Here is a 24,893-nt window from a genome sequence, read left to right on the forward strand (position 1 = left end):
AGACCGCCACGTCCCTGATCCTATACGCAGCTTGCTGATAGGTTGCGGCGAATCCGCCTCGCGTCAAGAGTTGGATCCGCCCTCCCGGGTTCTTGCCTGGGCTCGGCCGCCGTCGGACAATCGGGCGACCAGCCACAGCGACGGACCATCCCATGCAGGCCTACCGCGCCCTCGAAGCCACCTTCGCCCGCATCGGCGCCCTCGAGGACGCCTCCGGCATCCTCGGCTGGGACGCGCAGACGCTGATGCCGGACGGGGCGGCGGAGGGGCGGGGCGACCAGATCGCGGTGCTGCGCGGCCTCGCCCACGACCTCCTGACCGAGCCCGCCACCGCCGACCGTCTCGCCGCGGCCGAGGAGGCGGGCGGGCTCGACGACTGGAGCCGCGCGAACCTCGCCGAGATGCGCCGGGCCCACACCCATGCCGCGGCGGTGCCGCGCGACCTCGTCGAGGCGAGTTCCCGCGCCGTGTCGCGGGCCGAGATGACCTGGCGCGAGGCCCGCCGCACCGCCGATTTCGCGCTTCTGCGGCCCGACCTCGCCGAGGTCCTGGCGCTCCAGCGCGAGATCGGCCGGGCGAAGGGCGAGGCCCTGGGGCTCTCTCCCTACGATGCCCTCCTCGACAGCTACGATCCGGGCCTGCGGCAGGCGGCGATCGATCCGCTCTTCTCGGTGCTGGAGGCGGAGTTGCCGGGCCTGATCGCCGCGGCACGGGCGCGCCAGGAGGCGGCGGGACCGGCGCCGATCGCCGAGGGGCCGTTCCCGGTCGAGATCCAGCGCCAGGTCGGGCTCGCGCTGATGCGGGCAGCGGGGTTCGACTTCGCCAGGGGGCGCCTCGACGTCAGCCTGCACCCGTTCTGCGGCGGCGCCACCGACGATGTCCGCATCACCACGCGTTACGACGAGGCGGATTTCGCCCGCGCCCTGATGGGCGTGCTGCACGAGACCGGCCACGCCCTCTACGAGCAGGGCCGTCCCGCCGCCTGGCGCCGCCAGCCCGTGGGCGCGGCCCGCGGCATGAGCCTGCACGAGAGCCAGTCGCTCACCCTGGAGATGCAGGCCGGCCGCAGCCGCGAGTTCGTCGCCTACCTGGCGCCCCTGGTGCGCGAGGCCTTCGGCGGCACCGGCCCGGCCTGGGAGGCCGATGCGCTCCACCGGAACTACACCCGGGTCGCGCCGGGCTTCATCCGGGTCGATGCCGACGAGTGCACCTACCCGGCCCATATCCTGCTGCGCTATCGCCTGGAGCGGGCGCTGATCCGCGGCGAGATGGAGATCGGCGACCTGCCGGGCGCCTTCGACGAGGGCCTGCACCGGCTCCTCGGGCTGACCGTGCCGGACGACGCCCGGGGCTGCCTGCAGGACATCCACTGGCCCGGCGGCGCCTGGGGCTACTTCCCGACCTATACGCTCGGGGCGATGATGGCGGCCCAGCTCTTCGACGCCGCCTGCACGGCCGAGCCGGACCTGCGCCCCGGCCTCGCCCGGGGCGACTTTTCGCCTCTCGTCGGCTGGCTGCGCACCCACGTCCACGCGAAGGGCAGCGTCGCCGGCACGCAGGAGATCCTCGCCGCCGCGACCGGGCGGCCGCTCGATGCGGGGGTATTTCTCGGCCATCTGCGCCGCCGGTACCTCGATGCCTGAGCGACCGCGCCATGTGTTCGATCGAGGCTTTGACGTCGTTCTTGACCAATCGAGCCAAGTCATGAGATAAAATATCCGTATCGGCGGTGGGTCGACGCTTCGATGTCACTGGATCGTCATAAAAATAAGAAATGATTATTTTGAAGGTTAAATTTAAGACTGTGTAAGGCTCTCGCGACGTATGGGCTCGCCATCCGAACCTGTGTTGGTGCGTCCCATGCGTTTCACCCTGGGCAAGAAGCTCGGCCTCCTGGTCGGGCTGCCGATCCTCGTCGCCGCCGGCATCGCGGCCTTCGCGATCTCGCTCTCCCACAACGAGCAGCGCCGCGCGGGGGCCGTGGAGGCGGCCTGGGAAGCGGCGCTCCACACCCGCAACCTGGCGCAGGCCGTCGAGCACGTCGTGGTGACGGTGCAGACCCTGGTGGCGGCCGAGGACGTCGCCGAGGCCCGGCAGAAGTTCGGCGCCCTGCGCACGGCCCTGGAGGCGGTCGAGGCGGAGCGGCCGGCCTTCTTCGCCTCCCTCCAGCCCTATCTCGACGAGGACGAGGCCCGAAAGCTCTCGCTCACGCTTCAGGAGTTCCTGGCCTACCAGCGCGACACGGCGGAGCTCGGCCAGACGCTCTCGCCGAAGGCCGCGCAGATCCAGGCCGCCGACGAGGCGACGATCAAGAGCCGCGAGCGGATGGTGGCGCGGATCCTGAAGCTCGGCGACACCGTGCTGGAGCGCCTCCAGGAGGAGCGCGAGGCGGTGGACGCGGCCCGCCACCGCGAGGCGGTCGCCCTCGTCGCCGTGCCGGCCCTGGCGCTCCTCGCCGCGGTCGCGGGTGCCGTCTGGATGAGCCTGACCCAGGTGCAGCGCCCGCTCCATGCCCTGCGCCGCACGATGCAGGCGCTGACCGCCGGCGACCTCGCAGTGGCGGTGCCGTTCACCCGGCGGCGCGACGAGATCGGCGAGATGGCCTCCTCGATCGCGGTGTTCCAGGCGGCGCTCCGCGCGCAGGGGGCGGCGCAGGCCGCGGAGCGGGCCCGGGCCGGCATCGAGCTGCAGCGGGCCGAGCGGCTGGAGGAGGCCTGCCGGGCCTTCGAGGCGCGGGCGGGCCAGGCGGTCGAGGCCCTCGACGCCTCGACCCGCGAGATGGAGTTGACCGCCGACGTGCTGTCGCGGGCCGCCCACGAGGTCGAGCAGCAATCCGGCGCGGTCACCGGCGCCTCCGGCGTCGCCGCGCAGGCGGTCGCCGAAGTGGACGGCGCCTTCCGGCATTTTTCGGACTCGGCTGCCGGCGTCGGCGACCGGGTCGGCCGGACGAGCGAGATGGCGAACGCGACGCTCGCCCGCAGCCGGGCCACGGCCGCGACGGTGGAGCGGCTGGTCGCGGCCTCGGCGGAGATCGGCGAGGCCGCCGACCTGATCCGCACCATCGCCGACCAGACCAATCTTCTGGCGCTCAACGCCACCATCGAGGCGGCACGGGCGGGGGTGGCCGGCCGCGGCTTCGCGGTGGTGGCCTCGGAGGTGAAGGCGCTCGCCGGCCAGACGGCGGCCGCCACCGACCGGATCGGCGCCCAGATCGCCGCGATCCAGGGCGCGACCCGGCATACCGCGGAGGAGATCGGCGCGATCACCGATGCGGTGGCGGAGACGAGCCGGCTGGCCGAGGAGATCCGCGGCGCGATGCAGGACCAGACGGTGACGAGCGCCGGCATCGGCCGCAACATCGACCGGGCCGGGGCGGAGGCCCGCAGCGTCGCCGAGAGCATCGAGCAGGTCCGCGCCGCCTCGCTGGCGAGCGCGGCCCAGTCGGACCAGGTGAGGGCGGTGGCCGGGGTACTGGCCCAGAACTCGGCCTTGCTCGCCGAATCGGTGACGGCGTTCCTCGGCGAGGTGCGGGCGGCGTGAGCCGGCCCAGCCTTGCCGTCGTGGCTTCATGACCCTACGTTAGCAAGCGAGCGCGGACGGTGCCGCGTCCGAGGGAACCGCGAGGACGTGACGACATCCCTCGATGCCCTGAGCATCGTCCCTGCGGTCTACCGCACGGCTCTGCACACGGCGCGGACGCTCTGGCCGGCCACCCTCGCCCTGTTCCTGGTCTTCGTCGCCTGCGAGCTTCTGGATATCGCGAAGACCGGCCCGGGCGACGTGACGACGATCCCACCACCGGCGTTGCTCGCAGCGATCGGCCTCGCTCTCCTCACCGTGCCGTATCGCGTCGCGTTTTACGACATTGCCCTGAACCGGGTCGCTTGGGCCCGGGTCGCTTGGCCGGCGCATGAGACGGGCCTTCGTCGCCGTGCCTGGCCTTCGCGCGTCCTGGCCTTGGCCGGGTGGACGCTTCTCGGCGTCCTCGTCGAATGGCTCCAGGCCCGGACCCAGGCGGGCTGGGCGGCGTCGCCGTCATTCCTGCTCGTGCGGATGGGCATTGCCGCGTTGTCGATCTGGGTGAAGGTGCGGCTCTGCCTGGTCGGCCCGGCTTTGGCCCTGTACGGCATGCCGATCGACCTCCGGGCCGTCGTCTCCGCGACGCGGGGGCAGGTCTGGGAAATCCTCCTCGCAGGATTGCTCGCGATGCTCCCGGCACTCCCCGTCGTCTTGTTCGGCCTGGTCGCGGGCTGGGGCCTCGGGTCGGCCCTGGGACAGCTTCCGTCCGGCGTGGTCGCACTTGCTGTCGGCCTATCGTCCGTGGCCGTCATGGCGGTGTTCGATGCGCTCGAGATCGAGATCTATCGGCGCCTGGATCCGTTCTCCTCCCCGGCACCGGGCGCGGAGTCGCGGCATCCCCGACCGTGACGGCCATGTCGCACGGCCATGTCGCACGGCCATGTCGCGACGGGAAGCGGGTGCCGTGCATCGCGCGCCGGGGCGCGGACCGCCCGGGCGCGCGACCCTCAGGCCGCCTTCTTGAACCCCGCCGCGTCCGCGCCGAGCACCTGCACCGGCTGGCCCGGCCGGGCGATGAGCGTGCCGCCCTTCGGCACCTCCGACCAGCCGGTGCGCAGGCCGTCGATCGGCTCCGAGACGACCGCGAGGCCGGTCGCGGTCTCGCGCCAGTACAGGCTCGGCGGGCGGCCGTCGCAGGCCCAGCGATAGGCGGTCAGGCTCTCGCCGTCGGTGAGCACGGCGGTGAAGCGCAGGGGCTCGTCGATGCCGGCCTCGTGCATCAGGCCGCGGGCGGCCGACAGGCTCGCCGCCATGGCGCCGACGGGATCCCGGTCGAGGCCGTGCGCGAGAGCCAGCAGGAAGAGCGCCTCCGAATCGGTCGAGCCCTGGCGCGCCTCGTAGAGCGCGTCCGGGATCAGCGCCTCGAGCCGCCGGCGGATGCGCGCGTAGCCGCCGATCTGGCCGTTATGCATGAACAGGTGGCGCCCATGGGCGAAGGGGTGGCAGTTCGCCCGGGTGGTCGCGGTGCCGGTCGAGGCGCGGACATGGGCGAAGAAGGTCCGGGCGCGGATCTGCCGGGAGAGGCTGCGCAGGTTCTCGTCGGACCAGGCCGGCCGCACGTCGCGGTAGAGGCCCGGCTCCGGCCGATCACCGTACCAGCCGATGCCGAACCCGTCGCCGTTGGTCTCGGTCTGGGCCTCCGTGGCGTGCAGCGACTGGTGCACGAGGGAGTGGGTCGGCGCGCAGACCAGCTCGTCGAGATAGACCGGGTCGCCGTGGTAGGCGAGGAAGCGGCACATCGGCTCTTCACCTCCCGCGGCGTGTGCCGGTCCCACCCCGGGCCGTGCCTCGTCCGCCGCCTTCATGGAACGGTAACATTCGGCGCCGGACGGTGAACAGCCCGTTAATGCGATGCAGCATGCCCAAGGTTCCCCCACCTGCCCAAGCAGCAGGCAATGGCGCAACGTAAGGAGCCGGCATGCGCGGGGCGCATCGACCGACGATCCGAACTGGACGTCTCGCCGGGATCAATGTCAGGATTGAGTCGTTGATGGTCGCGCAGGCGTGTTCGCGTCACCGGCTTGCGCCCGCGTTCCCCCGGCCGCCGTGCTGGGTTCGATCCCCGTTCCGCTGGTCTGGTCTGCCCCTTCGCCGGGCCGGCCCGCGCGTCGTCGGACGGCCGATCGATTCCGCAATCTCCCGAGCACTCGCGAGGACCCGGGACCCCCGACAAGAGTCATCGAAAACGAGCAGGAGGCCTTATGGGCAGAGCAGCACCCGTCGCTCCGATCGCCGTCGTGGTGGAGGACGACGAATCCGTTCGGGATTTCGCCGCGGCGATCCTCGAGGAGACCGATCTCGACGTCATCGCGTGTCGCAGCGCCGCCGACGCGCTGGCGGTGATGCGCGAGCACGGCTCGGAGGTCGCGCTGCTGTTCACCGAGATGCAGCTCGCCGGCGAGATGGACGGAGCGGCGCTCGCCCGCACGGTGGAGCGGGACTGGCCCGACGTGCGCCTGGTCGTGACCTCCCGGCCCGGCGCGGCCCAGACCGTGCCCGACCACGCCGTCTACATGCAGAAGCCCTGGCGGCCCCTCGACGTGCTCGTCGAGGCGGAGCGGGCGGCCTATGCGTCGGCCTGATCCGGCGGCACGCTGATCAACGAAGAAGAGCCCGCACGCCTCGCGGCGTCGGGCTCCCGGGGTGGCCCCACCCGGCGGGTGGGGCTTGTTTCACGCGGCCTCCGGGGAGGCCGGCAGGCCCTTAGGCCGAGGCGGCCGGAGCGGCGGCCGGGGCGGCAGCCGACGGGGCCATGCCCGGACGGCGCGGGCCGCCGACGCGGGGCTTCGGCTTCGGAGCGGCGATCAGGCCCTCGCGGATGGCGGTCTTGCGGGCCTGCTTGCGGGCGCGGCGCACGGCCTCCGCCTTCTCGCGAGCCTTGCGCACCGACGGCTTCTCGTAGGCCTTGCGCTGCTTCATCTCGCGGAAGATGCCCTCACGCTGCATCTTCTTCTTGAGGACGCGGAGGGCCTGATCGACGTTGTTGTCCCGAACGAGTACCTGCAAGGGTGTATGTCCTTTTTGTCTAAATCCGAAAACGTGGCCGACCTTGCGCGGAACGCGCCCGGATGGCTGCCTGCCCGACCAACCGAAATGCGCCCCACGGCCCGGACCTGACGGACCGGGAGGGGCTAGAGCTACATCGCGGTCGCACCGGAGCCCGGCGCAAGCTGTCGACGCACGGTATGCGCCTGATCGCGGCCTTACACCACTCCGCCAGGACTTCCAACCGCGGAGTGGCCGCCTGACCGAAATTTGAGCGGGTGCGGGGCCCGGACACGGGCATTCCGCGGGGCATCGCCGGCCACCGTAGCTAGGCCGGGGACCGGCGGGATCAAGCGTTGGCCTGGATGAAGCTGCGCACCAGCGGGTAGGTCTGGTTCTCCCACTTGCGGCCCGAGAAGACGCCGTAATGGCCGACGCCGGCCTGGAGGTGGTGGCGCTTGCGGAAGGGCTTCAGGCCGCTGCACAGGTCGTGGGCCGCCACCGTCTGGCCGACGGAGCAGATGTCGTCGCGCTCGCCCTCCACCGTCATCAGGGCGGTCCTGCGGATCGCCCGCATGTCGATCGGGGCGCCCCGGTAGGTCAGGCGGTTCTGTGCCAGGGTCGCGTCCTGGAAGACGGTCTTGACCGTCTCGAGGTAGAACTCCGCCGGCAGGTCGAGCACCGCGAAATACTCGTCGTAGAAGCTTTCGATCTGCTCGGCCTTGGCGCGCGCCGTCCCGTCGCCGTCGCCCTCGGCGAGGTGCCAGTAGAGGTCGAGGTGGCCGTGCATGTGGCGCGCGGCGTTCATCGACATGAAGGCCGTGACCTGCATGAAGCCGGGATAGACCCGCCGCCCGGCGCCGGCATGGCGGCGCGGCACCGTGGCGATCAGGTTCTTCTCGAACCACTCGATCGGGCGGGACGTGGCGAGCTCGTTGACCTTGGTCGGGTTGACCCGGGTGTCGACCGGGCCGGCCATCAGGGTCATGCTCGCCGGGTGCGCCGCATTGCGGCTCTCCGCCATCACGGCGGCGGCGGCGAGCGCCTGCACGGCAGGCTGGCACACCGCCACGACGTGCGCGCCGGGCCCCATCGCCTCCAGGAACTGCACCAGATGGGCGACGTAGTCGTCGAACCCGAAGCGGCCGGCGCTCAGCGGCACGTCGCGGGCGTTGTGCCAGTCGGTGATGTAGACGTCGTGGTCGGCCAGCAGGGTTCGCACGGTGCCACGCAGGAGCGTGGCGAAGTGGCCCGAGAGGGGAGCCACCACCAGCACCCGGGGCTGCTCGCTGGCGATGTCCTTGCGGAAGCGCAGCAGCGTGCCGAACGGCGTCGTGAGCACCCGCTCCTCGGTCACCGGCGTCTCGCGGTTGCCGACCCGCACCGACTCGATCCCGTAGGCCGGCCGGGCATGGGTCAGGCCGGCCCGCATCATCATCCGGGCGGCAGCCGACACCCAGCTCGCCGGCGCGCCGGTGCCGCTCCGCATCCACGGCGCCATGCCCGCATGCAGCGCCCGGCCCCAGGCGCGGGTGGCGCTCGCCATGTCCGACTGGACCTCGAAGGCATCGTAGAGCATCGGCGCTCGCTCTCCCTCACGGACACGCGCGGGAAGCGGCCCTTTCGTCGAGCGTATGGCAAGGCTTCGTCCCCGGCGACCGGACTTTCGGTGAAGGGCGGCCTCCGCCGCTCCGAGCCCGCGCGATGCGATGGTCGTGCCAATCCGGCGCAGCCCTTGGTCTTGGCGAACCGCGGCGGCGCCCGGCGAAAGCTTGGCGTTTCTTGCGCGCTCGACCTTCGGCGGAGCGGCCGGCGGCCGGCACGAGTCTTGGATCACGGTCCGGACCGCAAGGAGAAGGCGGGCCGGCACCCCCGGCCCGGGGGAGGATCGGATGGCCGAGGCGACGCTGACGATTTCGAGCCGCAACTACTCGTCCTGGTCGCTGCGGGGCTGGCTGCTCTGCCGCATGGCGGGGCTCGACCTCGCGGTCGAGGTGCTGTCGGGCGATCCGGCGAGCCGGGCCGAGCTCCTGCACCTCTCGCCCTCGTTCCTGGTGCCGCGCCTCACCCACGGGGCCGTGCGGGTCTGGGACGTGCTCGCCATCGCCCAGTACCTCACCGAGGTGCGGCCCCAGGCCGGCCTTCTGCCCGACGACCTCGCCACCCGCTCCTGGTCGCGCTCGATCTCGGGCGAGATGCATGGCGGCTTCATCAACCTGCGTTCGGCCCTGCCGATGAACCTGCGCGCCCGCTACACCGACTTCACGCTCTGGGGCGGCGCCCGGGCCGACATCGCCCGGGTGGTCGAGATCTGGCAGGAGGCGCTGCGCGCCCACGGGGGGCCTTACCTGTTCGGCGACCGGCCGGTGGTGGCGGACGCGATGTACGCCCCGGTCTGCACGCGCTTCGTCACCTACGGCGTCGATCTCCCGCCGGACTGCGCCGCCTACCGCGACACCATCATGGACTGGGACCTGATGCGGGACTGGATCGCCGCGGCGAAGGACGAGCCGGAGGAGATCGAGGAGCTGGACATGGAGTTCTGACCTGTTGGATTTTCGAAGACGTTCCTCAATGTCCGAGGCTGTTTGATTGCGAGAACGGACCCAAAACCCTCCATCGTCATCCTGGGGCCCGGCGTAGACGGGAACCCGGGATCCATAACCGCCGATGAAGCAGAAAGAGACGGAACGCTGATCGCCTGATTCTCCTCCGTCAGCGGTTATGGATCCCGGGTTCCGCTGCGCGGCCCCAGGATGACGAGGTGAGGTGGCGATTTCTGTGCAAGATCGACTCGAGCAGCCAATCAAACAGCCTCTCGCCGCCGTAGTTCACCGCCTCATCGTCGGTCCGGCGCCGCGAAGCGGAGCCCGGACTCCAGAACCGCAGGACATTCGGAAGCGAGCGGGGCGCGTTCCTCTGCGTCCGGCACCATCTGAGGTTCCGGATCCCGGGCTCTCGCCTGCGGCGAGCCCCGGGATGACCCTGCGAGGGGCCACGGTACACGACCCTGGCCTGGAACCGTGCAGCCAGGCTTCATGACCCATTGCAAACCAACCCCTTTTCCGGACGACTGAAGCGAAGCGGAAGGAGATCCGGAATCCAGCACGAAAAGCCGCGAAGCGTCTCATTGTCTGCGACGGTGCAACAAGTTGAGCCGCTTCGCGGCATTTCCTGTGCTGGATCCCGGATCTCCTTCCGCTGACGCTCCAGTCGTCCGGGAAAGGGGGTGGAACGCCCGCGTGGTGGCCTCCACTTTCTTCAATGTCGTGTACCGTGGCGAGGGGCAGGATGGAGCGCCGGATCCGTTCGCGCGAGGATCCGCCCCGTCAGATCGCCCCCGTCAGATTAGCCCCGCCAGCCGCAACCCCACCCCCGCCGCCGCGCAGGCGCCCAGCACCGGGATCATCCCGGCCCGGAAGCGGAAGATCGCCACGACCGCCGCCAGCGCCAGGGCGAGCGCATAAGGGTCGAGGCTCGCGGGAACCGGCACGTCGAGCCGGAGCGGCCCGAAGGCCACCGGACGCACCGCGCGAAACAGCGTGTGGAGCGAAAACCAGACCGCGAGGTTGAGGATGACCCCCACCACCGCCGCGGTGATCGCCGAGAGCGCCCCGGCGAGCGCGGCGTTGCCGCGCAGCCGCTCGACGAAGGGCGCGCCGACGAAGATCCAGAGGAAGCAGGGCGCGAAGGTGACCCAGGTGGTGAGCAAGCCGCCCAGGGTGCCTGCCGCGAGCGGCGAGAGCGCCCCGGGCGCCCGGTAGGCGGCGAGGAAGCCGACGAACTGCGTCACCATGATGAGCGGGCCGGGCGTGGTCTCGGCCATGCCGAGCCCGTCGAGCATCTCGCCGGGCTTCATCCAGCCGTACTGCTCCACCGCCGCCTGCGCCACGTAGGCGAGGGCCGCGTAGGCGCCGCCGAAGGTGACCATCGCCATCTTGGAGAAGAACACCGCGATGCGCGAAAAGACGTCGTCGGGCCCGAGCACGAGGAGGAGCGCGGCGACCGGGACGAGCCAGACCCCCGCCCAGACCGCCAGGGTGACGAGGGTGTCGCGCCAGGACGCCCGCTCCCGCGGCCCGGCATCGTCGCCGAACAGGTAGGGCCCGCCTCCCGCCCCCGCCGCGTGGCCGCCCCCGGGGCGGAAGGCCGGATGCCCGGCCCGGCCGCCGAGGAAGCCGACGAGGCCCGCCGCCACTACGACGAGCGGGAACGGCACGTCGAAGAGGAACAGGGCGGCGAAGGCGGCGGCCGCGAGCCCGGTCATCGCCGGGCCGCGCAGGGCCCGCCGGCCGATGCGCTGCACCGCTTCGAGCACGATGGCGAGCACCGCGGCCTTGAGGCCGAAGAACAGCCCGGCCACCGGCCCGGCCTCGCCGTACAGCACGTAGATCCAGCTGAGGCCCATGATGGCGAGGAGCCCCGGCAGCACGAACAGCCCGCCGGCGAGAAGCCCGCCCCGGGTCCCGTGCATCAGCCAGCCGACATAGGTGGCGAGCTGCTGCGCCTCCGGCCCGGGGAGCAGGGTGCAGAAGTTGAGGGCGTGCAGGAAGCGGTTCTCGGAGATCCAGCGTTTCTCGTCCACCAGCACCCGGTGCATCACGGCGATCTGCCCGGCCGGCCCGCCGAAGGACAGGGCGGCGATCCGGGCCCAGACCGGCAGGGCCTCGGCCAGGGTCACGGGGGCAGGGGCGGCCCGGTCGCGCGCGGCCGGCTCGGTCGTCGTCACGGGCGTCGGTTCTCCGGGTCAGGGGAGCCGGAAAGTAGCGCGATCGGTCGCGTTGTGCGACAGAACCCGGCGAGTACATCCGGCGAACGGGGCTGCCGGCCTCGCGCCGCCGACACGAGCCACGCGCCAGGTCCCGCTTGAGCAAGCAGCCCAAAGCCCTCCTCACCCCCGAGCGCCGCGAGGACGACACCGACGCCTCGATCCGGCCGCTCAGCCTCGCCGACTTCACCGGTCAGAAGGCGGCCCGCGCCAACCTCCAGGTGTTCATCGACGCGGCGAAGAAGACCGGCCAGGCCCTCGACCACGTCCTGTTCGTCGGCCCGCCCGGCCTCGGCAAGACCACGCTCGCCCAGATCGTCGCCCGCGAACTCGGCGTGAATTTTCGCTCGACCTCCGGTCCGGTGATCGCCAAGGCCGGGGATCTCGCGGCGCAGCTCACCAACCTCGAAGAGCGCGACGTCCTGTTCATCGACGAGATCCACCGCCTCAACCCGGCGGTGGAGGAGATCCTCTATCCGGCAATGGAGGATTACCAGCTCGACCTCATCATCGGCGAGGGCCCGGCCGCCCGTTCGGTGAAGATCGAGCTGCCGAAGTTCACGCTGGTCGCCGCCACCACCCGGGCGGGGCTCTTGACCACGCCGTTGCGCGACCGCTTCGGCATCCCGGTCCGGCTCGAATTCTACGACATCGACGAACTTGAACTCATCGTCAGCCGCGGCGCCCGGGTGCTCGGCATCGGCATGGCGCCGGACGGGGCCAACGAGATCGCCAAGCGGGCACGCGGCACGCCGCGCATCGCCGGGCGGCTGCTGCGCCGGGTGCGCGACTTCGCCATCGTGGAGGACGCCCCCACCATCACCCGCGCCATCGCCGACCGGGCGCTGCGCCTGCTCGACGTCGATCCCGCCGGGCTCGACACGATGGACCGCAAGTACCTCACCGTCATCGCCCATTCGTTCAGCGGCGGGCCGGTCGGGGTCGAGACCATCGCGGCGGCGCTCTCCGAGCCGCGCGACGCGATCGAGGAGATCATCGAGCCCTACCTGATCCAGAAGGGCTTCGTGCAGCGCACGCCGCGCGGCCGGGTGCTCACCGCCCACGCCTTCCGCCATCTCGGCCTGCCGGAGCCGAACCGCGACCCCACCGTGCAGTTCGGCCTCTTCACCGGGGACGAGGATGCGTGAGCAGGGGAGGGGGTACCGCCTCTTCACCCGTCGCCGGGTGCTCCAGGGGGCGGGCCTCGTCGCGCTCTCGGGCGCGACGACCGGCGCCTACGCCACCGGGATCGAGCCGTTCCGCCAGATCGTGACCCGCTACGCGATCAGGCCGAACCCCGCCGCACCCTGGCCGGCGGGGCTCTCCTTACGCATCGCGGTTCTGACCGACATCCACGCCTGCGACCCCTGGATGAGCCTGGAGCGCATCGCCGGGATCGTGGACGCGACCAACGCACTCGGGGCCGACCTCGTGGTGCTCGTCGGCGACTTCATGGTGGGCCAGCGCTACGTCACCCGCGTCATCCCGGCGGCCGAATGGGCGCCGGTGCTGGGCCGGCTCGCGGCGCCGCTCGGCGTCTACGCGGTGCTCGGCAACCACGATTGGTGGGAGGATCCGGAGGCGTTGCGCCGCGGCGGCGGCCCGACCGCCGCCGGCACGGCGTTGATGCGCAACGGCATCCGGCTCCTGTCGAACGAGGCGGTGCCGCTCGCGACCAGGGCCGGCCCGGTCTGGCTCGCCGGGCTCGAGGATCAGCTCGCTCTGCATCCGGTTCGGCGCCGCGGCAGCCGCGGTCGGGTCGGCCTGGACGACCTGCCCGCCACCCTGGCGGCGGTGCCGGACGGCGCCCCGATGATCCTGCTCGCCCACGAGCCCGACATCTTCGCCCACGTTCCGGCCCGGGTGGCGCTCACCCTGTCGGGCCACACCCATGGCGGCCAAGTGCGGCTCTTCGGCTGGTCGCCGGTGGTGCCGTCGCGCTACCCCCGCCGCTTCGTCTACGGCCATGTCCGCGAGGCGAGCGACCTCGTGATCTCCGGGGGGCTCGGCCTCAGCGTCGCGCCGATCCGGTTCGGGGTACCGCCGGAGATCGTGGTGGTGGAGCTGGGGGCGGATGCCACCGTCTGATGCATTTTTCCCCTGATCCCGTTTGAAGTAAAAAGCGCGGGATCCCCTCTCCCGTGTGGGAGAGGGGTAGGGGCGATCGAAGATCGCACGAGGGTGACACGCTTCCGAACGGAACTCGACCGTACCGCCGCCAGCACGACGTTCGGTGCTTCACACGGAAGCCGAGCCACCCTCACCCCTGACCCCTCTCCCACACGGGAGAGGGGAAGCGCGCGACTTGTCGGCCTCAGTTCGGCTGAGACACCTCAAGCGCGAATGGATGAGACTGAGGACGAACCCCGCGTGACCGAAACCCTGCCCCCGGATGCCCACGCCCTTCCCGTGCGCGTCTACTACGAGGACACGGATTTCTCCGGCTTCGTCTACCATGCGAGCTACCTGCGCTTCATGGAGCGGGGCCGGACCGAGCTCTTGCGCGGGCTCGCCGGCGACCAGTCGGACCTGCACCGGGAGGCGGACGGCCTCGTCTTCGTGGTGCGGCGCATGACCCTCGACTACCTCAAGCCCGCCCTCATGGACGACGCGCTCACGGTGCTGACCGCCACCCGCGAGCTGCGCGGCGCCTCGATGCATCTCGACCAGGAGGTGCGCCGCGGCGACGAGGTGCTGGTGCGGGCCGAGGTGGTGGTGGCCTGCGTGCGCGACGGCCGGGCGGTGCGCCTGCCGGAGGCCCTGCGCCGGCGCCTCGGCCGGCCCTGAGGCGAGCCGACGGGATCCCGCTCACCATTCCTTAACCCTGCCGGGGGCTTAACTCGCGGCGGGCGAACGCTCCCTCGCGGGGCGCCGGCCCATACTTTCGACAGATTCGGGCGCGATCGAGACACGATACGACAAGCCCCGATCCCGGTTGGAGTGCCAGCGGTCCGTCCCTCGGCCCGCGACGCGAGGAAAGCCGCATGAATCCCGCCGACGCCGCCCAGGCGATGCCCGTGGCCGAGATCACGATGTTCGGCCTGTTCTGGCAGGCCCATTTCGTCGTCAAGGTGGTGATGCTCGGCCTCCTCGGCTCCTCGATCTGGTGCTGGTCGATCATCGTCGACAAGACGCTGCTGTTTCGCCGCACCAAGGCGGAGATGGACGCCTTCGAGGAGGAGTTCTGGTCCGGCCGGCCGCTGGAGGAGCTCTACCGCGCCTACAACGACAAGCCGGCGAGCGGGCTCGCCGCCCTGTTCGTCGCCGCGATGCGCGAGTGGCGCCGCTCCTACGAGGGCTCGGGCCGCTCGATCCGCAGCCTCGGCCAGCGCATCGACAAGGTGCTCGACGTGACGATCCAGCGCGAGGTCGAGCGGCTGGAATCGCGCCTGCTGTTCCTCGCCTCGATCGGCTCGGCGGGCCCCTATATCGGCCTGTTCGGCACGGTCTTCGGCATCATGACCGCCTTCACGTCGATCGCCGCCTCGAAGAACACCTCGCTCGCGGTCGTGGCGCCGGGCATCGCCGAGGCGCTGTTCGCCACCGCGATCGGCCTGTTCGCGGCGATTCCCGCGGTGCTCGCCTACAACAAGCTCCAGGCCTCGGTCGCCAAGGCGCAGGGGCGCCTCGAGGGCTTCGCCGACGAGTTCTCGGCGATCCTGTCGCGGCAGATCGACGAGCGCATGGCGCTGGCGGCCTGAGCCGGCGCGCGTCCCCCCTCTCGGACAGGGATCGAACCCAATGAGCATGGCCACCGGAGCGGCCCAGGGCGGCGGGCGCCGTCGGCGCGGCCGGCGGGGCGGCGGCGCGATCAACGAGATCAACATGACGCCGTTCATCGACGTCGTGCTGGTGCTCCTGATCATCTTCATGGTGGCCGCGCCGATGATGACGGTCGGCGTGCCCCTCGACCTGCCGCAGACCAAGGCCGCGCCGCTCAACCAGGACTCGAAGCCGGTCACCCTCTCGATCCGCCAGACCGGCCAGGTCTTCCTCGGCGAGGACGAACTGACCGACGATACGATCGTGGCCAAGCTCTCGGCCACCGCCAAGGACGGCTTCGAGGAACGGGTCTTCGTGCGCGGCGACAAGCGGGTCGATTACGGCCGCGTCGCCCAGGTGATGGCGATCGTGACGGGCGGCGGCTTCAAGAAAGTCGCCCTCGTGACCGAGCCCGACCAGCGTTAGTAGGGCGGGGTTCGCCGTGGTGTTTCCCTTCGACAGGTCCGAGCCCGGCGTCTGGGTGTCGGCCGGCGCGCACGTGGTGCTGATCGGGCTGGCGCTGTTCGCCGCCGCCTCGCACGTGCTGCCGCAGGCCGAGGAGGGCGTGCCGGTCGAGGTCATCACCGAGAACCAGTTCTCCGAACTGACCAAGGGCCAGCGCGACGGCGACGCCCCGGCCAAGAGCCCGCGGGCCGACCGCGTCGCCGACAAGCAGCGGGAGAACGATCCCGGCGAGGCCAAGGCCGACGTGCCGACCCCGCCGACGCGCCCGCCCGAGATGAAGGTCGCCAACGCCGAGGAGATGCCGACGCCGCCCCTGCGCCCGGCCCTCGAGCAGCCCGAGCCCGCCCCGATGCCGCCGGCCCGCCCGGACACCGCCAAGGCCGATGCCGAGAAGGCTGCCGCCGCGGCTGCGGCCGCCGCCGCGAAGGCCAAGGCCGACGCCGAGGCGCGCGAGGCCAAGGCGGAAGCCGAGCGCGAGGCCAAGGAAGCCGCCAAGGAGGCAGCAAAGGAGGCCGCGAAAGCCGCCGCCAGGGAAGCCGCCAAGGAAGCTGCGAAGGCTGCGGCCGAGAAGGCCGCTGCGACCGCCGCCAAGGCCGCCGCCGAGAAGGCGGCTGCCGAGAAGGCCGAGGCCGAGGCGATCCGGCGCGAGGAACTGGCCGAAGCGAAGGCCGCTGCCGAGAAGGCCGCGGCGGACAAGGCCGCCGCGAAGGCGAAGGCCGAAGCCAAGGCCCGCGCCGAGGCCGACGCGAAGGCCAAGGCCGAAGCCAAGGCGGAAGCCGAAGCCAAGGCCCACGCCGCCGCGGAAGCCAAGGCGAAGGCCGAGGCCGCCGCAAAGGCCAAGGCGGTGGCGGATGCCCGTGCCAAGGCCGCCGCGGAGGCCAAGGCCAAGCGCCAGGCCGAGCTCGCCGCCAAGTTCAATTCGGGCTCGATCCGCGACATGCTGGCGGCGCACGGGCCGTCGCAATCGACCGGGGCCACCGGCCGCGAGGTCCAGCGTACGGCGGCGCTCGGCGCCGCCACCGGCACCTCGCAGCGGCTCAACCCGAGCCAGCGCGACGCCCTGGTCGGCCTGCTGCAGCAGCAGATCGAGCGCTGCTACTCGGCGCCGCCCGGCGCCGCGCAGGGCATCGTGCTGCCCCAGCTCGACATCCGCCTGAATCCGGACGGCTCGCTCACCACCGATCCGCGCATCCTGCGCGCCGGCGGCAGCGCGGTCGACCGGTCGATCGCCGAGGCCGCGGTGCGGGCGGTGCGGCGCTGCGCGCCCTTCCGCATCCCGGCCCAGTTCGCGCCGTTCTACAACGACTGGCGGGTCATCAACGCGGAGTTCGAGCTGCCGCGGGCTTGAAAAGACCCCACCGGCCGCCTGCCTCACCACACGACGGACGTCCCCTGCATGCACTCCCCCTCGCGACTGCGTCCCGCGCTCGCCGCGCTCCTGTGGCTGTGCCTCGCCGCCGGCCTGATGCCCGGCTTCGCCACGCCGGCCCAGGCCCAGCTCAACCTGCGCATCGGCCCCGGCGGCGCCTTCCAGCCGATGCCGATCGCCATCGCGGACTTTTCCGGCGATCCGAGCCTCGGCCCGACGCTCTCGGGCATCGTGACCAACAACCTGAAGCGCTCGGGCTACTTCACGCCGGTCGAGAAGGCCCGCTTCCCCGAGAGCCCGAACTTCGACGCCGCGCCGAACTTCTCCGCCTGGAAGGACATCGGCGTGCAGGGCCTCGTGACGGGCCGCGTCACCCGCGACGGCACCGGCAAGCTCAAGGCCGAGTTCCGGCTCTGGGACGTGCTGTCGGGCCAGCAGATGGTCGGCCAGCAATATGCGGGCGACGGCGCCAACGCCCGCCGGATGGGCCACCTGATCTCGGACGCGGTCTACACCAAGATCACCGGCATCGGCGGCTTCTTCGACACCCGCGTCGCCTTCGTCGACGAGTCGGGCTCGAAGGAGCACCGCCGCAAGCGCCTCGCCATCATGGACCAGGACGGCGCCAACGTGCGCTACCTGACGAGCGGCGAGGCCTCGGTGGTGGCGCCGCGCTACTCGCCCTCGACGCAAGACATCACCTACATGGCCCAGGTCACCGGCCAGCAGCCGCGGGTGCAGGTGATCAACCTCGCGACCGGCGCCCGGCAGGTGATCCCCACCAACGCCGAGATGAGCACCAGCCCGCGCTTCTCGCCGGACGGGCGCCGCCTGGTGATGAGCGACCAGGATGGCGGCAATGCCAGCATCTACGTGATGGACCTCGCCTCCAAGGCCCAGACCCGGATCACCAACGCCAACGCCATCGACACCTCGCCGTCCTTCTCGCCGGACGGACGCGAGATCGTGTTCGAATCCGACCGCGGCGGCCAGCAGCAGGTCTACGTCATGGGCGCCGACGGCTCGAACCCGCGCCGCCTGACCTTCGGCGACGGCTCGGCCTCGCAGCCGGCCTGGTCGCCGCGGGGCGACTACATCGCCTTCACCCGCCAGCGGAAGGGCTCGTTCGCGATCTGCGTCATGAAACCGGACGGCACCGGCGAGCGGGTGCTGACCGAGGGCTTCCACAACGAGGGTCCGACCTGGGCACCGAACGGCCAGTACCTGATCTTCTTCCGCGATCCCGGCGGCCAGGCCGGCGGCAAGCTCTACATGGTCGACATCACCGGCAAGGTCGAGCAGCCGGTCCCGACCCCGTCCTACGCCTCCGACCCGACCTGGTCGCCGCTGATCGATCCGCAGCGGTAAGGCAGAGCGGCCGGCCCGGGGACGGGCCGGCCCTTTTATTCCATCGTGCCTTAGCGGCGGCGCCCGTTCGGGCTTGGCCCGGCGCCTTCGAACGAATCCGCTCGACGACGCGGCGGCCTCACACCCCGATCGCCGCCTTCACCAGTTCCGGCCGCATCGGCAATTCGCGCAGGCGCACGCCCGCGGCCTGCCGGATCGCGTTGGCCAGGGCCGCGGCGGTCGGGCCCTGGGCGACCTCGCCGGCGCCGAGGAACGGCGCTCCCGGGCGGTCGATCAGGTGGACCTCCAGGCGCTCGGGAATGTCGGGGAAGCGGGCGATCGGGTAGGTGCTCCAGTCGCGGCTCGTCGGGCCCGTCGCATCGTGCGCCACCGCCTCGAACAGGCTCCAGCTCATCGCCTGGATGATCCCGCCCTCGATCTGGTCGCGAAGCCCGTGCGGGTTGACGATCTCGCCGGCATCGAGCGCCGCCTGCGCCCGCACCAGCCGGACCCGCCCGCTCTCGCGCTCCACCGCCACCTCGACCGCGACCGCGCAATAGCCGGCGAGGTTCTTGTAGCGGGCGAAGGCGAAGCCGGCGCCGCGGCCCTTGGGCAGCGCCGCTCCCCAGCCGAACCGCTCGGCCGCCGCCTCGATCACGGCACGGGCACGGGGGTCGTCGAGATGGGCGAGCCGGAAAGCGACCGGATCGGCGCCCGCCGCCTCCGCCGCCTCGTCCATCAGGCTCTCGATCGAGAAGACGTTCATGTAGGCGCCGAGGCTGCGCAGGGCCGAGACCCGGAGCGGCATCGCGGCGACGAAATCGTGCGCCACCCGGGCCCGGGCGAAGCGGTAGAGCGGGATGGCGTTGCGGTCGCCGCCGCCCTCGGGCTGCGGCAGCGCCTTCGGGGGCGGGGCCGGGAACGGCCTCTCCAGCATCCGGGCCGAGAGCAGCTGGCCGGCGCCGGGCGGGCGGGTGAGGTGGGTCGGGCTGCGCACCGCGTAGACCCAGTCGGCGATGCGCCCGTCCGGTCCCAGCACGGCGGAGGCCTCCGTCATCATGGCGCCGCCATAGGGCTCCCACAGGTGCTCCTGCTCGCGGGTGTACTGCACCCGCACCGGCCGGCCCGGCAGGGCGCGGGCCAGCAACGCCGCGTCGCCCGCCGCATCGTCGGCGCCGTTATGGCCGTAGCAGCCCGAGCCCTCGACGTGGATGCAGCGCACCTGTGCCTCGGGCAGCGCCAGCATCTCGGCCAGCGCCTTGCGCAGGGGGAACATCCCTTGCGCGTGCGACCAGACGGTGAGGCGGGTGCCGTCGAACTCCGCCACCGCGCAGGACGGGCCGATCGAGCCGTGCATCTGGTAGCGTCGGCGGTATCGCGCGGTGATCGTGCGCCCCGCCGGCACCGGCGTGCCGGCGTCGGCCTCGTGGATGATCGTGCGCTTGGCCTCCCGCCCCGCGAGGTCGGCAAACAGCGCGTCGGGCTCCGGCACCGGGGTGCCGCCCTGCCAGACGGCGTGCGCCGCGAGCGCCCGCACCGCGGTCACGGCCGCGTATTCCCGCTCGGCCAGCACCGCCAGAAAGTCGCCGTCGCGGTGGACCCGGATCACCCCGGGCCGGGACTCTACCGAATCGGCGTCGAGCGCGACGAGGCGGGCGCCCGGGCGGGGCGGCCGCAGGATCCGGGCATGCACCATGCCGGGCGCGCGGATGTCCTGGACGTAGGCCGGTCCGCCCGCGACCTTGGCGGGGATGTCGACCCGGGGCAGCGGCCGGCCGACGACCGTATGGGCCGCAGGCACGCGCAACGCCGTCGCCTCGGGCACCGGCGCGTCGAGATCGACCTCGGCGGCCAGCTCGCTGAAGCGCAGCCGGCGTCCGTCCGGCGCTGCCGCCATCCCGTCCGCCACGCTCATGGATTCCGCCGGCAGGCCCAGCCGGAGCGCGGCCGCCTGCACGAGGAGCGCCCGCGCGGCGGCGGCGGCGAGCCGGATCGCGGTCGCGGAATCCTGCATCGAGTGGCTGCCGGCGGTGTAGCCCTCGTCCGGGGTCAGCTCGGTGTCGGCGGTGACGAGGCGGAGGGCCGCCGGATCGAGCCCGAGTTCCTCCGCGGCGACCTGGATCAGCGCCGTCTTGATCCCCTGGCCGAGCTCGGCCTTGCCGGTGAGCACCGTGACGCTGCCGTCCGGGTCGAGGCGGATCCAGGCGTCGATCCGCGGCGCCTCGGCCAGGCTGCCGGGCAGCGCCGCCCGGGCCGGGCCGACCCCGACGAGGAGCGCGCCGCCGACGAGCAGCGCCCGGCGGGTGAGCGCTGTCACGACCCGCCTCCCGCGGCCGGGCCGGGTTCCCCGGCGGCCCGCCGCACCGCGGCGAGGATCCGCATATGCGTCCCGCAGCGGCACAGGTTGAGCCGCAGGGCCGCCCGGATCTCGTCCTCGCTCGGATGCGGGTTCGCCCGCAGCAGGGCGTGGGCCCGCATCACCATGCCGGCGATGCAGTAGCCGCATTGCGCCGCGTTCTCGGCGATGAAGGCGGCCTGGAGCGGGCCCGGCGCCTCCGGCGAGCCCAGGCCCTCGACGGTGGTGACCGGGCGCCCCTCCAGCACGCCGATCGGGGTGAGGCAGGAGAGGACCGCCCGGCCCTCGACCTCCACCGTGCAGGCGCCGCACTGGCCGAGCCCGCAGCCGAACTTGGCGCCGTTGAGCCCCAGCTCGTCGCGCAGGACGTAGAGCAGCGGGGTGTCGGGCTCGGCCGCGACCGTCCGGACCCGGCCGTTCACCGTCAGGGTCGGCATCGGCGGTATCTCCTCACGGCGTCGCCTCCGCTCTGGCGCCCGGCCTGCGGACGTCCGGCCGGGCCGTCTCACGCATCAGCCGCCGCACCGTCCCGTCGAGATCGGGCCACGGCCCGTCCGGGCTGAAGCGGGCCCGCAGGTAGGCGGCGAGGTCGGTCATCTGGGCCGGCGTCAGCATCGTCCCGTAGGCCGGCATGATCGGCCCCGGCGCATGCTCTCGCGGTGAAATTCCATCGCGCAGGGTCAGGATCAGGTTGCGCGGGTCGGGCGCTCGCAGGGTCGTGCGGTGACCGAGAGAGGGGGTGGTGTAGGGCACGCCGCCGGCCGCGCCGCCGCCGCTCTCGTGGCAGGTCGCGCAGGCGCCCGCATAGGTCGCGGCCCCGCGCGCCAGCGCCGGATCGTTCTCCGGGACCGCCCGGTCGACCGGGCCGGTGCGGCTGCCGGCCGGGCCCGGGCCGTAGAGCGTCGCCGCGTAGGCGGCGAGCGCCCGGATCTCGCCCGCCGGCACGGTACGGTGCGCCTCGACCACCGGCCGCATCGGCCCGCCGGCGCCGCCGTGCTGCGGGTCCCACTCGGCGAGGTAGCGGGCGAGGTCGTCCTCGCTCCAGGCGAGCGGCGAGGGCGAGGAGCGGTCCAGCGGCGGGACCCACCAGCCGTCGGCCTCGCCGCCCGCATAGGCCTTGGAGCGGATCTCGGCGCCCAGGAGGTTGCGCGGGGTGTGGCAGGCGCCGCAATGGCTCAGCGCCTCGGCGAGGTAGGCGCCGCGGTTCCAGTCCGGCGAGCGGCGCGGGTCGACCGGACTCGCCGGGGCGCTTGCGAAGAGCAGCTTCCAGCCGGCGATCAGCGGGCGCCACGACAGCGGTGCCGGCAACGCGTTCGGCGTCGCCGCCTGCCGCACCGGCTCGCGGGTCATCACGAAGGCGTATAGGGCGGCGATGTCGGCGTCGGCCAGGCCGGCATAGTGGGTGTAGGGAAAGGCCGGGTAGAGGTGGCGCCCCTCGCGGTCGACCCCCTCGCGCATCGCCCGGGCGAAGGCGGGGAGCGTGTAGCGGCCGAGCCCGGTCTCGGCGTCCGGCGTGATGTTGGTGGAATAGATCGTGCCGAACGGTGTCGCGACCCCGCGCCCGCCGGCGTAGGGCCGGCCTCCCTCCGCCGTGTGGCAGGAGGCGCAGTAGCCCAGCGCGGCGAGGACCGCGCCCCGGGCCACCGGCTCGGCCGCGACCTCGCCCGCGGCGGGGCCGCCCGGCGCGATGGCGGAACGCCACGCGATAATCCCGAAGCCCGCGACCCCGGCGAGGACCGCCGCTCCCAGCCAGACGGCGATCCGGCGACGCCTCACGGCCCTTCCCGCGACAGGATTCCGATGGAGGGCGGGCCCTCCGGCACGCGGGACAACCGGGGCCTCCCGTCGAGGTTCCGCGACAGGCCCGCCCGCGCCGCGGCGGCGGTGACGCGGGCGGAATGAGCGCCGGGGTGAACCGCACGGTCTGCCGCAAGGTCTTGCCGCAATCCTGCGAAACAATGCTATCGTCCGGGCTGTTGCGGCGGTCCCCGTGAGGCTCGGCCGTCATGGACCGGCGGCGGAGCCGCGCCGCGGTCCCGTCGTGCGGACGATCCCTCGCCCGCCCGGCCTGCCGGTCCCGATCTTGCCGATCCCGCGGGGCCGACGGGCGATTCTCTCCGGGGTCGTGTCCGGATGCGGCGTCCCCGCACGAGGCCGACGCCGTACGGCTCGGCAGCATTTCATGGCCCAGCAGAATCTCATGGCCCGTCAGAATTTCATGGCCCAGCAGAGTTTCCAGGCCCGCCCCGGGCCACCGCGGATGAGCGAGGACGACGCGGCCTGCCGCGCCTGCTGCGGCCAGATGCGCGCGCATTGGCAGGAGCGGCCCCATGCCCGCCTGATGGTCGTGGCCTCGACGCCGGTGGTCGAAGCCTTCGGCGGCGGTGTCGAGACCCGCTACCTCTGCCTCGATTGCGGGCATACCCTGCTGCATTCGACCGGCCGCTTCGGCCAGGGCTGGCATTGAATCGAAGGCTGGTATGGGGCGGCCTCCGACCCCGGCTCGCGCCGTGGAGCGGGCCCGCGTACTGGCGATGCCGATGATCGTCGCCACGTCCGAGCGGCCCGACCTCGCCGCCGTCACCGCGCGCTGGCGCTGGGAGGCGTTTGCGCGGGGCCAGGGCCGCAGCCTGTCCGAGGTCGCCGCCGCCGAGGCCGCGACCGCTGCCGGACCGGGCCCGATGCCCCGCACGCTGGTCCTGCTCGCCGGCGGCGAGCCCGTCGGCATGGCGAGCCTGGTCGCCCACGACCTCGACCCGCGGCCCGACCTCACCCCCTGGCTCGCCGGCGTCTACGTTCCGCCCCACGCTCGCGGCCGCGGCCACGCCGTCCGGCTCGTCGCCGCGATCGAGGTCGAGGCGGCGGCGTCGGGTGTCGCGACGCTGTGGCTCTACACCCGCACCGCCGAGCCGCTCTATGCCCGGATCGGATGGCGGACGGTCGAGCGGTTCGCGTACCGGGACAAGCCCTACGCGCTGATGCGGCGCGACCTCCCGTGAGGGGCATCCGGTTCCGGCCGCGTGGCCGGGGCTGACGGCCGCCGGCCCTCGACAGGCGGCGTACCCATCCCGCATGGCCATTCCGCTTCCCATCTGCAGGGCGCGACGCCCTCACGACCTCACCCGAGACCGCACCTCATGACCGACGCCCCCGGCCGCCCGACGCCGATCCCGCTCACGATCCTCACCGGCTTCCTCGGCGCCGGGAAGACCACCCTGCTCAACCGGCTGCTGCGGGCGCCGGAACTCGCCGACACCGTGGTCATCGTCAACGAGTTCGGCGAGGTCGGGCTCGACCACCTGCTGATCGAGACGGTGGACGAGGGGATGATCCTGCTCGGCGCGGGCTGCCTGTGCTGCACCGTGCGGGGCGACCTGATCGCGACCCTCGAGGATCTGCTGCGCAAGCGCGACAACGGCCGGATCCAGCCGTTCCGCCGGGTGGTGATCGAGACCACCGGCCTCGCCGACCCGGCGCCGATCCTGCACGCGATCCTCTACCACCCCTACGTGGCGATGCGGTACGCGCTCCAGGGCGTGGTCACGGTGGTGGACGCGGTCAACGGTCCCGGCACGCTCGATGCCCACCCGGAGGCCCTGCGCCAGGTCGCGGTCGCGGACCGGCTGGTGCTGACGAAGGCCGACCTTCCGGGCGCGGAGGCCGCGGCCCTGCGCGCGCGCCTGTCGGCGATCAATCCGGCTGCGCCGATCCTGGCGCCGGACGCGCCGGCGGACGACTTCCTGGGCGGCCTGTTCGACCTCGACGGCAAGGTCGCCGACGTGCGGGCGTGGCTCGGCGCCGAGGCGCAGGATCACCACCACCATCATCATCACGGCCACCACCACCACGACGTCAACCGGCACGACGCGGCGATCCGGGCCTTCCATCTGGTGAGCGACGCGCCGGTGCCGCGGGGCACCTTCGAGATGTTCCTCGACCTGCTGCGCTCCGCCCACGGGCCGAAGCTCCTGCGGCTCAAGGGGCTGGTGGCGCTCGCCGACGATCCGGGGCGGCCGGTGGTGGTGCACGGGGTGCAGCACGTCGTCCACACCCCGGCGGTGCTGCCGGCCTGGCCGGACGACGACACCCGCTCGCGGCTGGTGCTGATCGTGCGCGACCTCGATCCGGCCTTCGTGCGCCGGCTCTGGGATGCCTTCCTGGGCCGGCCGGCGGTGGATGCGCCGGACGCCGCGGCGCTGACCGACAACCCGCTGGCGATCCCGGGGGGTTGAGCCCCGCGGCTCCGGCACGGGTCTTGAAGC

General features: G+C 72.5%; 22 protein-coding genes. 15 read left to right on the forward strand and 7 right to left on the reverse strand.

Features of this window, described 5'->3' with window-relative positions; genetic code table 11:
• Positions 1-152: 152 nt before the first annotated feature.
• The 3 genes from miv_RS09175 (at position 153) to miv_RS09185 (ending at position 4,428) form a co-directional block, all read left to right on the forward strand.
• Positions 153-1,643 carry a carboxypeptidase M32 gene (locus miv_RS09175; RefSeq protein WP_207182357.1) on the forward strand — a complete coding sequence of 497 codons (1,491 nt, stop codon included), beginning with the start codon at positions 153-155 and terminating at the stop codon, positions 1,641-1,643.
• A gap of 217 nt (positions 1,644-1,860) precedes the next feature.
• Positions 1,861-3,540, forward strand: coding sequence for a methyl-accepting chemotaxis protein (locus miv_RS09180; RefSeq protein ID WP_207182359.1), 1,680 nt, complete (start codon positions 1,861-1,863; stop codon positions 3,538-3,540).
• 87 nt (positions 3,541-3,627) lie between these two features.
• On the forward strand, positions 3,628-4,428 hold the full coding sequence (locus tag miv_RS09185; protein ID WP_207182360.1) for a hypothetical protein: 801 nt from the start codon (positions 3,628-3,630) through the stop codon (positions 4,426-4,428).
• Positions 4,429-4,526: 98 nt separating this feature from the next.
• Here miv_RS09185 and miv_RS09190 read toward each other — a convergent pair whose 3' ends face one another.
• On the reverse strand, positions 4,527-5,318 hold the full coding sequence (locus miv_RS09190) for a class II glutamine amidotransferase (protein WP_048428001.1): 792 nt from the start codon (positions 5,316-5,318) through the stop codon (positions 4,527-4,529).
• 462 nt (positions 5,319-5,780) lie between these two features.
• On the opposite strand from miv_RS09190, the gene miv_RS09195 reads away from it, so the two are divergent.
• Positions 5,781-6,161 carry a response regulator gene (locus miv_RS09195; protein ID WP_207182361.1) on the forward strand — a complete coding sequence of 127 codons (381 nt, stop codon included), beginning with the start codon at positions 5,781-5,783 and terminating at the stop codon, positions 6,159-6,161.
• Positions 6,162-6,282: 121 nt separating this feature from the next.
• Here the strand turns inward: miv_RS09195 and rpsU are convergent, their stop codons facing one another.
• Both rpsU and miv_RS09205 read right to left on the reverse strand, forming a co-directional pair.
• Entirely contained in the window at positions 6,283-6,585 is a 303-nt protein-coding gene (gene rpsU / locus miv_RS09200) for a 30S ribosomal protein S21 (protein ID WP_048427999.1), read from the reverse strand.
• Positions 6,586-6,913: 328 nt separating this feature from the next.
• Positions 6,914-8,143, reverse strand: a complete 1,230-nt coding sequence (locus miv_RS09205) for a polyhydroxyalkanoate depolymerase (RefSeq protein ID WP_207182362.1) — start codon at positions 8,141-8,143, stop codon at positions 6,914-6,916.
• 313 nt (positions 8,144-8,456) lie between these two features.
• Between miv_RS09205 and miv_RS09210 the strand changes: the two genes are divergently transcribed.
• Positions 8,457-9,110 (forward strand): glutathione S-transferase, encoded by a 654-nt coding sequence (locus miv_RS09210; protein WP_048427997.1) that lies wholly within the window; start codon positions 8,457-8,459, stop codon positions 9,108-9,110.
• Positions 9,111-9,907: 797 nt separating this feature from the next.
• Here the strand turns inward: miv_RS09210 and chrA are convergent.
• Positions 9,908-11,293, reverse strand: coding sequence for a chromate efflux transporter (chrA, locus tag miv_RS09215; RefSeq protein WP_207182363.1), 1,386 nt, complete (start codon positions 11,291-11,293; stop codon positions 9,908-9,910).
• Between the two features lie 137 nt (positions 11,294-11,430).
• On the opposite strand from chrA, the gene ruvB reads away from it, so the two are divergent.
• The 7 genes from ruvB (at position 11,431) to tolB (ending at position 18,296) form a co-directional block, all read left to right on the forward strand.
• Positions 11,431-12,480: a Holliday junction branch migration DNA helicase RuvB gene (gene ruvB, locus miv_RS09220; protein WP_122982833.1), complete on the forward strand. Its 1,050-nt coding sequence runs from the start codon at positions 11,431-11,433 to the stop codon at positions 12,478-12,480.
• Entirely contained in the window at positions 12,473-13,420 is a 948-nt protein-coding gene (locus miv_RS09225) for a metallophosphoesterase (RefSeq protein WP_207182364.1), read from the forward strand. The genes ruvB and miv_RS09225 overlap by 8 nt, the downstream gene beginning before the upstream one ends.
• Before the next feature lie 255 nt (positions 13,421-13,675).
• On the forward strand, positions 13,676-14,119 hold the full coding sequence (gene ybgC, locus miv_RS09230; RefSeq protein ID WP_207182365.1) for a tol-pal system-associated acyl-CoA thioesterase: 444 nt from the start codon (positions 13,676-13,678) through the stop codon (positions 14,117-14,119).
• A 197-nt stretch (positions 14,120-14,316) separates the two neighbouring features.
• Positions 14,317-15,033 carry a protein TolQ gene (tolQ, locus tag miv_RS09235; RefSeq protein ID WP_048426904.1) on the forward strand — a complete coding sequence of 239 codons (717 nt, stop codon included), beginning with the start codon at positions 14,317-14,319 and terminating at the stop codon, positions 15,031-15,033.
• 40 nt (positions 15,034-15,073) lie between these two features.
• On the forward strand, positions 15,074-15,520 hold the full coding sequence (locus tag miv_RS09240; protein WP_060845632.1) for an ExbD/TolR family protein: 447 nt from the start codon (positions 15,074-15,076) through the stop codon (positions 15,518-15,520).
• Positions 15,521-15,536: 16 nt separating this feature from the next.
• Positions 15,537-16,907 (forward strand): cell envelope integrity protein TolA, encoded by a 1,371-nt coding sequence (tolA, locus tag miv_RS09245; protein WP_207182367.1) that lies wholly within the window; start codon positions 15,537-15,539, stop codon positions 16,905-16,907.
• A gap of 48 nt (positions 16,908-16,955) precedes the next feature.
• A complete protein-coding gene (gene tolB / locus miv_RS09250; RefSeq protein ID WP_207182369.1) occupies positions 16,956-18,296 on the forward strand; it encodes a Tol-Pal system beta propeller repeat protein TolB in 1,341 nt (446 codons plus the stop codon).
• Positions 18,297-18,414: 118 nt separating this feature from the next.
• On the opposite strand, the gene miv_RS09255 is transcribed toward tolB, so the two are convergent.
• The 3 genes from miv_RS09255 to miv_RS09265 are packed head-to-tail and all read right to left on the reverse strand — an operon-like array spanning position 18,415 to position 22,407.
• Positions 18,415-20,592 (reverse strand): xanthine dehydrogenase family protein molybdopterin-binding subunit, encoded by a 2,178-nt coding sequence (locus tag miv_RS09255; protein WP_207182371.1) that lies wholly within the window; start codon positions 20,590-20,592, stop codon positions 18,415-18,417.
• Entirely contained in the window at positions 20,589-21,068 is a 480-nt protein-coding gene (locus miv_RS09260; protein ID WP_207182372.1) for a (2Fe-2S)-binding protein, read from the reverse strand. The genes miv_RS09255 and miv_RS09260 overlap by 4 nt, the downstream gene beginning before the upstream one ends.
• Positions 21,069-21,081: 13 nt before the next feature.
• Positions 21,082-22,407, reverse strand: coding sequence for a cytochrome c (locus miv_RS09265; protein WP_244748929.1), 1,326 nt, complete (start codon positions 22,405-22,407; stop codon positions 21,082-21,084).
• Between the two features lie 424 nt (positions 22,408-22,831).
• On the opposite strand from miv_RS09265, the gene miv_RS09270 reads away from it, so the two are divergent.
• From miv_RS09270 to miv_RS09280, 3 genes are all read left to right on the forward strand, one after another.
• The gene (locus tag miv_RS09270; protein ID WP_244276349.1) at positions 22,832-23,098 is read left to right on the forward strand and encodes a hypothetical protein; all 267 of its coding nucleotides are present in this window, start codon (positions 22,832-22,834) and stop codon (positions 23,096-23,098) included.
• A 13-nt stretch (positions 23,099-23,111) separates the two neighbouring features.
• Positions 23,112-23,630: a GNAT family N-acetyltransferase gene (locus miv_RS09275; RefSeq protein ID WP_207182373.1), complete on the forward strand. Its 519-nt coding sequence runs from the start codon at positions 23,112-23,114 to the stop codon at positions 23,628-23,630.
• Between the two features lie 138 nt (positions 23,631-23,768).
• A complete protein-coding gene (locus miv_RS09280) occupies positions 23,769-24,863 on the forward strand; it encodes a CobW family GTP-binding protein (protein WP_207182374.1) in 1,095 nt (364 codons plus the stop codon).
• Positions 24,864-24,893: the final 30 nt, after the last annotated feature.

Origin of the sequence: Methylobacterium indicum, from assembly GCF_017347565.1 — a bacterium.
Taxonomy (GTDB): Bacteria; Pseudomonadota; Alphaproteobacteria; order Rhizobiales; family Beijerinckiaceae; genus Methylobacterium; species Methylobacterium indicum.

Bases quoted from the DNA above. Each gene is read 5' to 3' on its own strand.
- miv_RS09175 (WP_207182357.1), top strand. From the start codon at position 153: ATGCAGGCCTACCGCGCCCTCGAAGCCACCTTCGCCCGCATCGGCGCC.
- miv_RS09180 (WP_207182359.1), top strand. From the start codon at position 1,861: ATGCGTTTCACCCTGGGCAAGAAGCTCGGCCTCCTGGTCGGGCTGCCG.
- miv_RS09190 (WP_048428001.1), bottom strand. From the start codon at position 5,318: ATGTGCCGCTTCCTCGCCTACCACGGCGACCCGGTCTATCTCGACGAG.
- miv_RS09195 (WP_207182361.1), top strand. From the start codon at position 5,781: ATGGGCAGAGCAGCACCCGTCGCTCCGATCGCCGTCGTGGTGGAGGAC.
- miv_RS09205 (WP_207182362.1), bottom strand. From the start codon at position 8,143: ATGCTCTACGATGCCTTCGAGGTCCAGTCGGACATGGCGAGCGCCACC.
- miv_RS09210 (WP_048427997.1), top strand. From the start codon at position 8,457: ATGGCCGAGGCGACGCTGACGATTTCGAGCCGCAACTACTCGTCCTGG.
- miv_RS09225 (WP_207182364.1), top strand. From the start codon at position 12,473: ATGCGTGAGCAGGGGAGGGGGTACCGCCTCTTCACCCGTCGCCGGGTG.
- ybgC (WP_207182365.1), top strand. From the start codon at position 13,676: ATGGATGAGACTGAGGACGAACCCCGCGTGACCGAAACCCTGCCCCCG.
- tolQ (WP_048426904.1), top strand. From the start codon at position 14,317: ATGAATCCCGCCGACGCCGCCCAGGCGATGCCCGTGGCCGAGATCACG.
- miv_RS09240 (WP_060845632.1), top strand. From the start codon at position 15,074: ATGAGCATGGCCACCGGAGCGGCCCAGGGCGGCGGGCGCCGTCGGCGC.
- tolB (WP_207182369.1), top strand. From the start codon at position 16,956: ATGCACTCCCCCTCGCGACTGCGTCCCGCGCTCGCCGCGCTCCTGTGG.
- miv_RS09260 (WP_207182372.1), bottom strand. From the start codon at position 21,068: ATGCCGACCCTGACGGTGAACGGCCGGGTCCGGACGGTCGCGGCCGAG.
- miv_RS09270 (WP_244276349.1), top strand. From the start codon at position 22,832: ATGGCCCGTCAGAATTTCATGGCCCAGCAGAGTTTCCAGGCCCGCCCC.
- miv_RS09275 (WP_207182373.1), top strand. From the start codon at position 23,112: ATGGGGCGGCCTCCGACCCCGGCTCGCGCCGTGGAGCGGGCCCGCGTA.
- miv_RS09280 (WP_207182374.1), top strand. From the start codon at position 23,769: ATGACCGACGCCCCCGGCCGCCCGACGCCGATCCCGCTCACGATCCTC.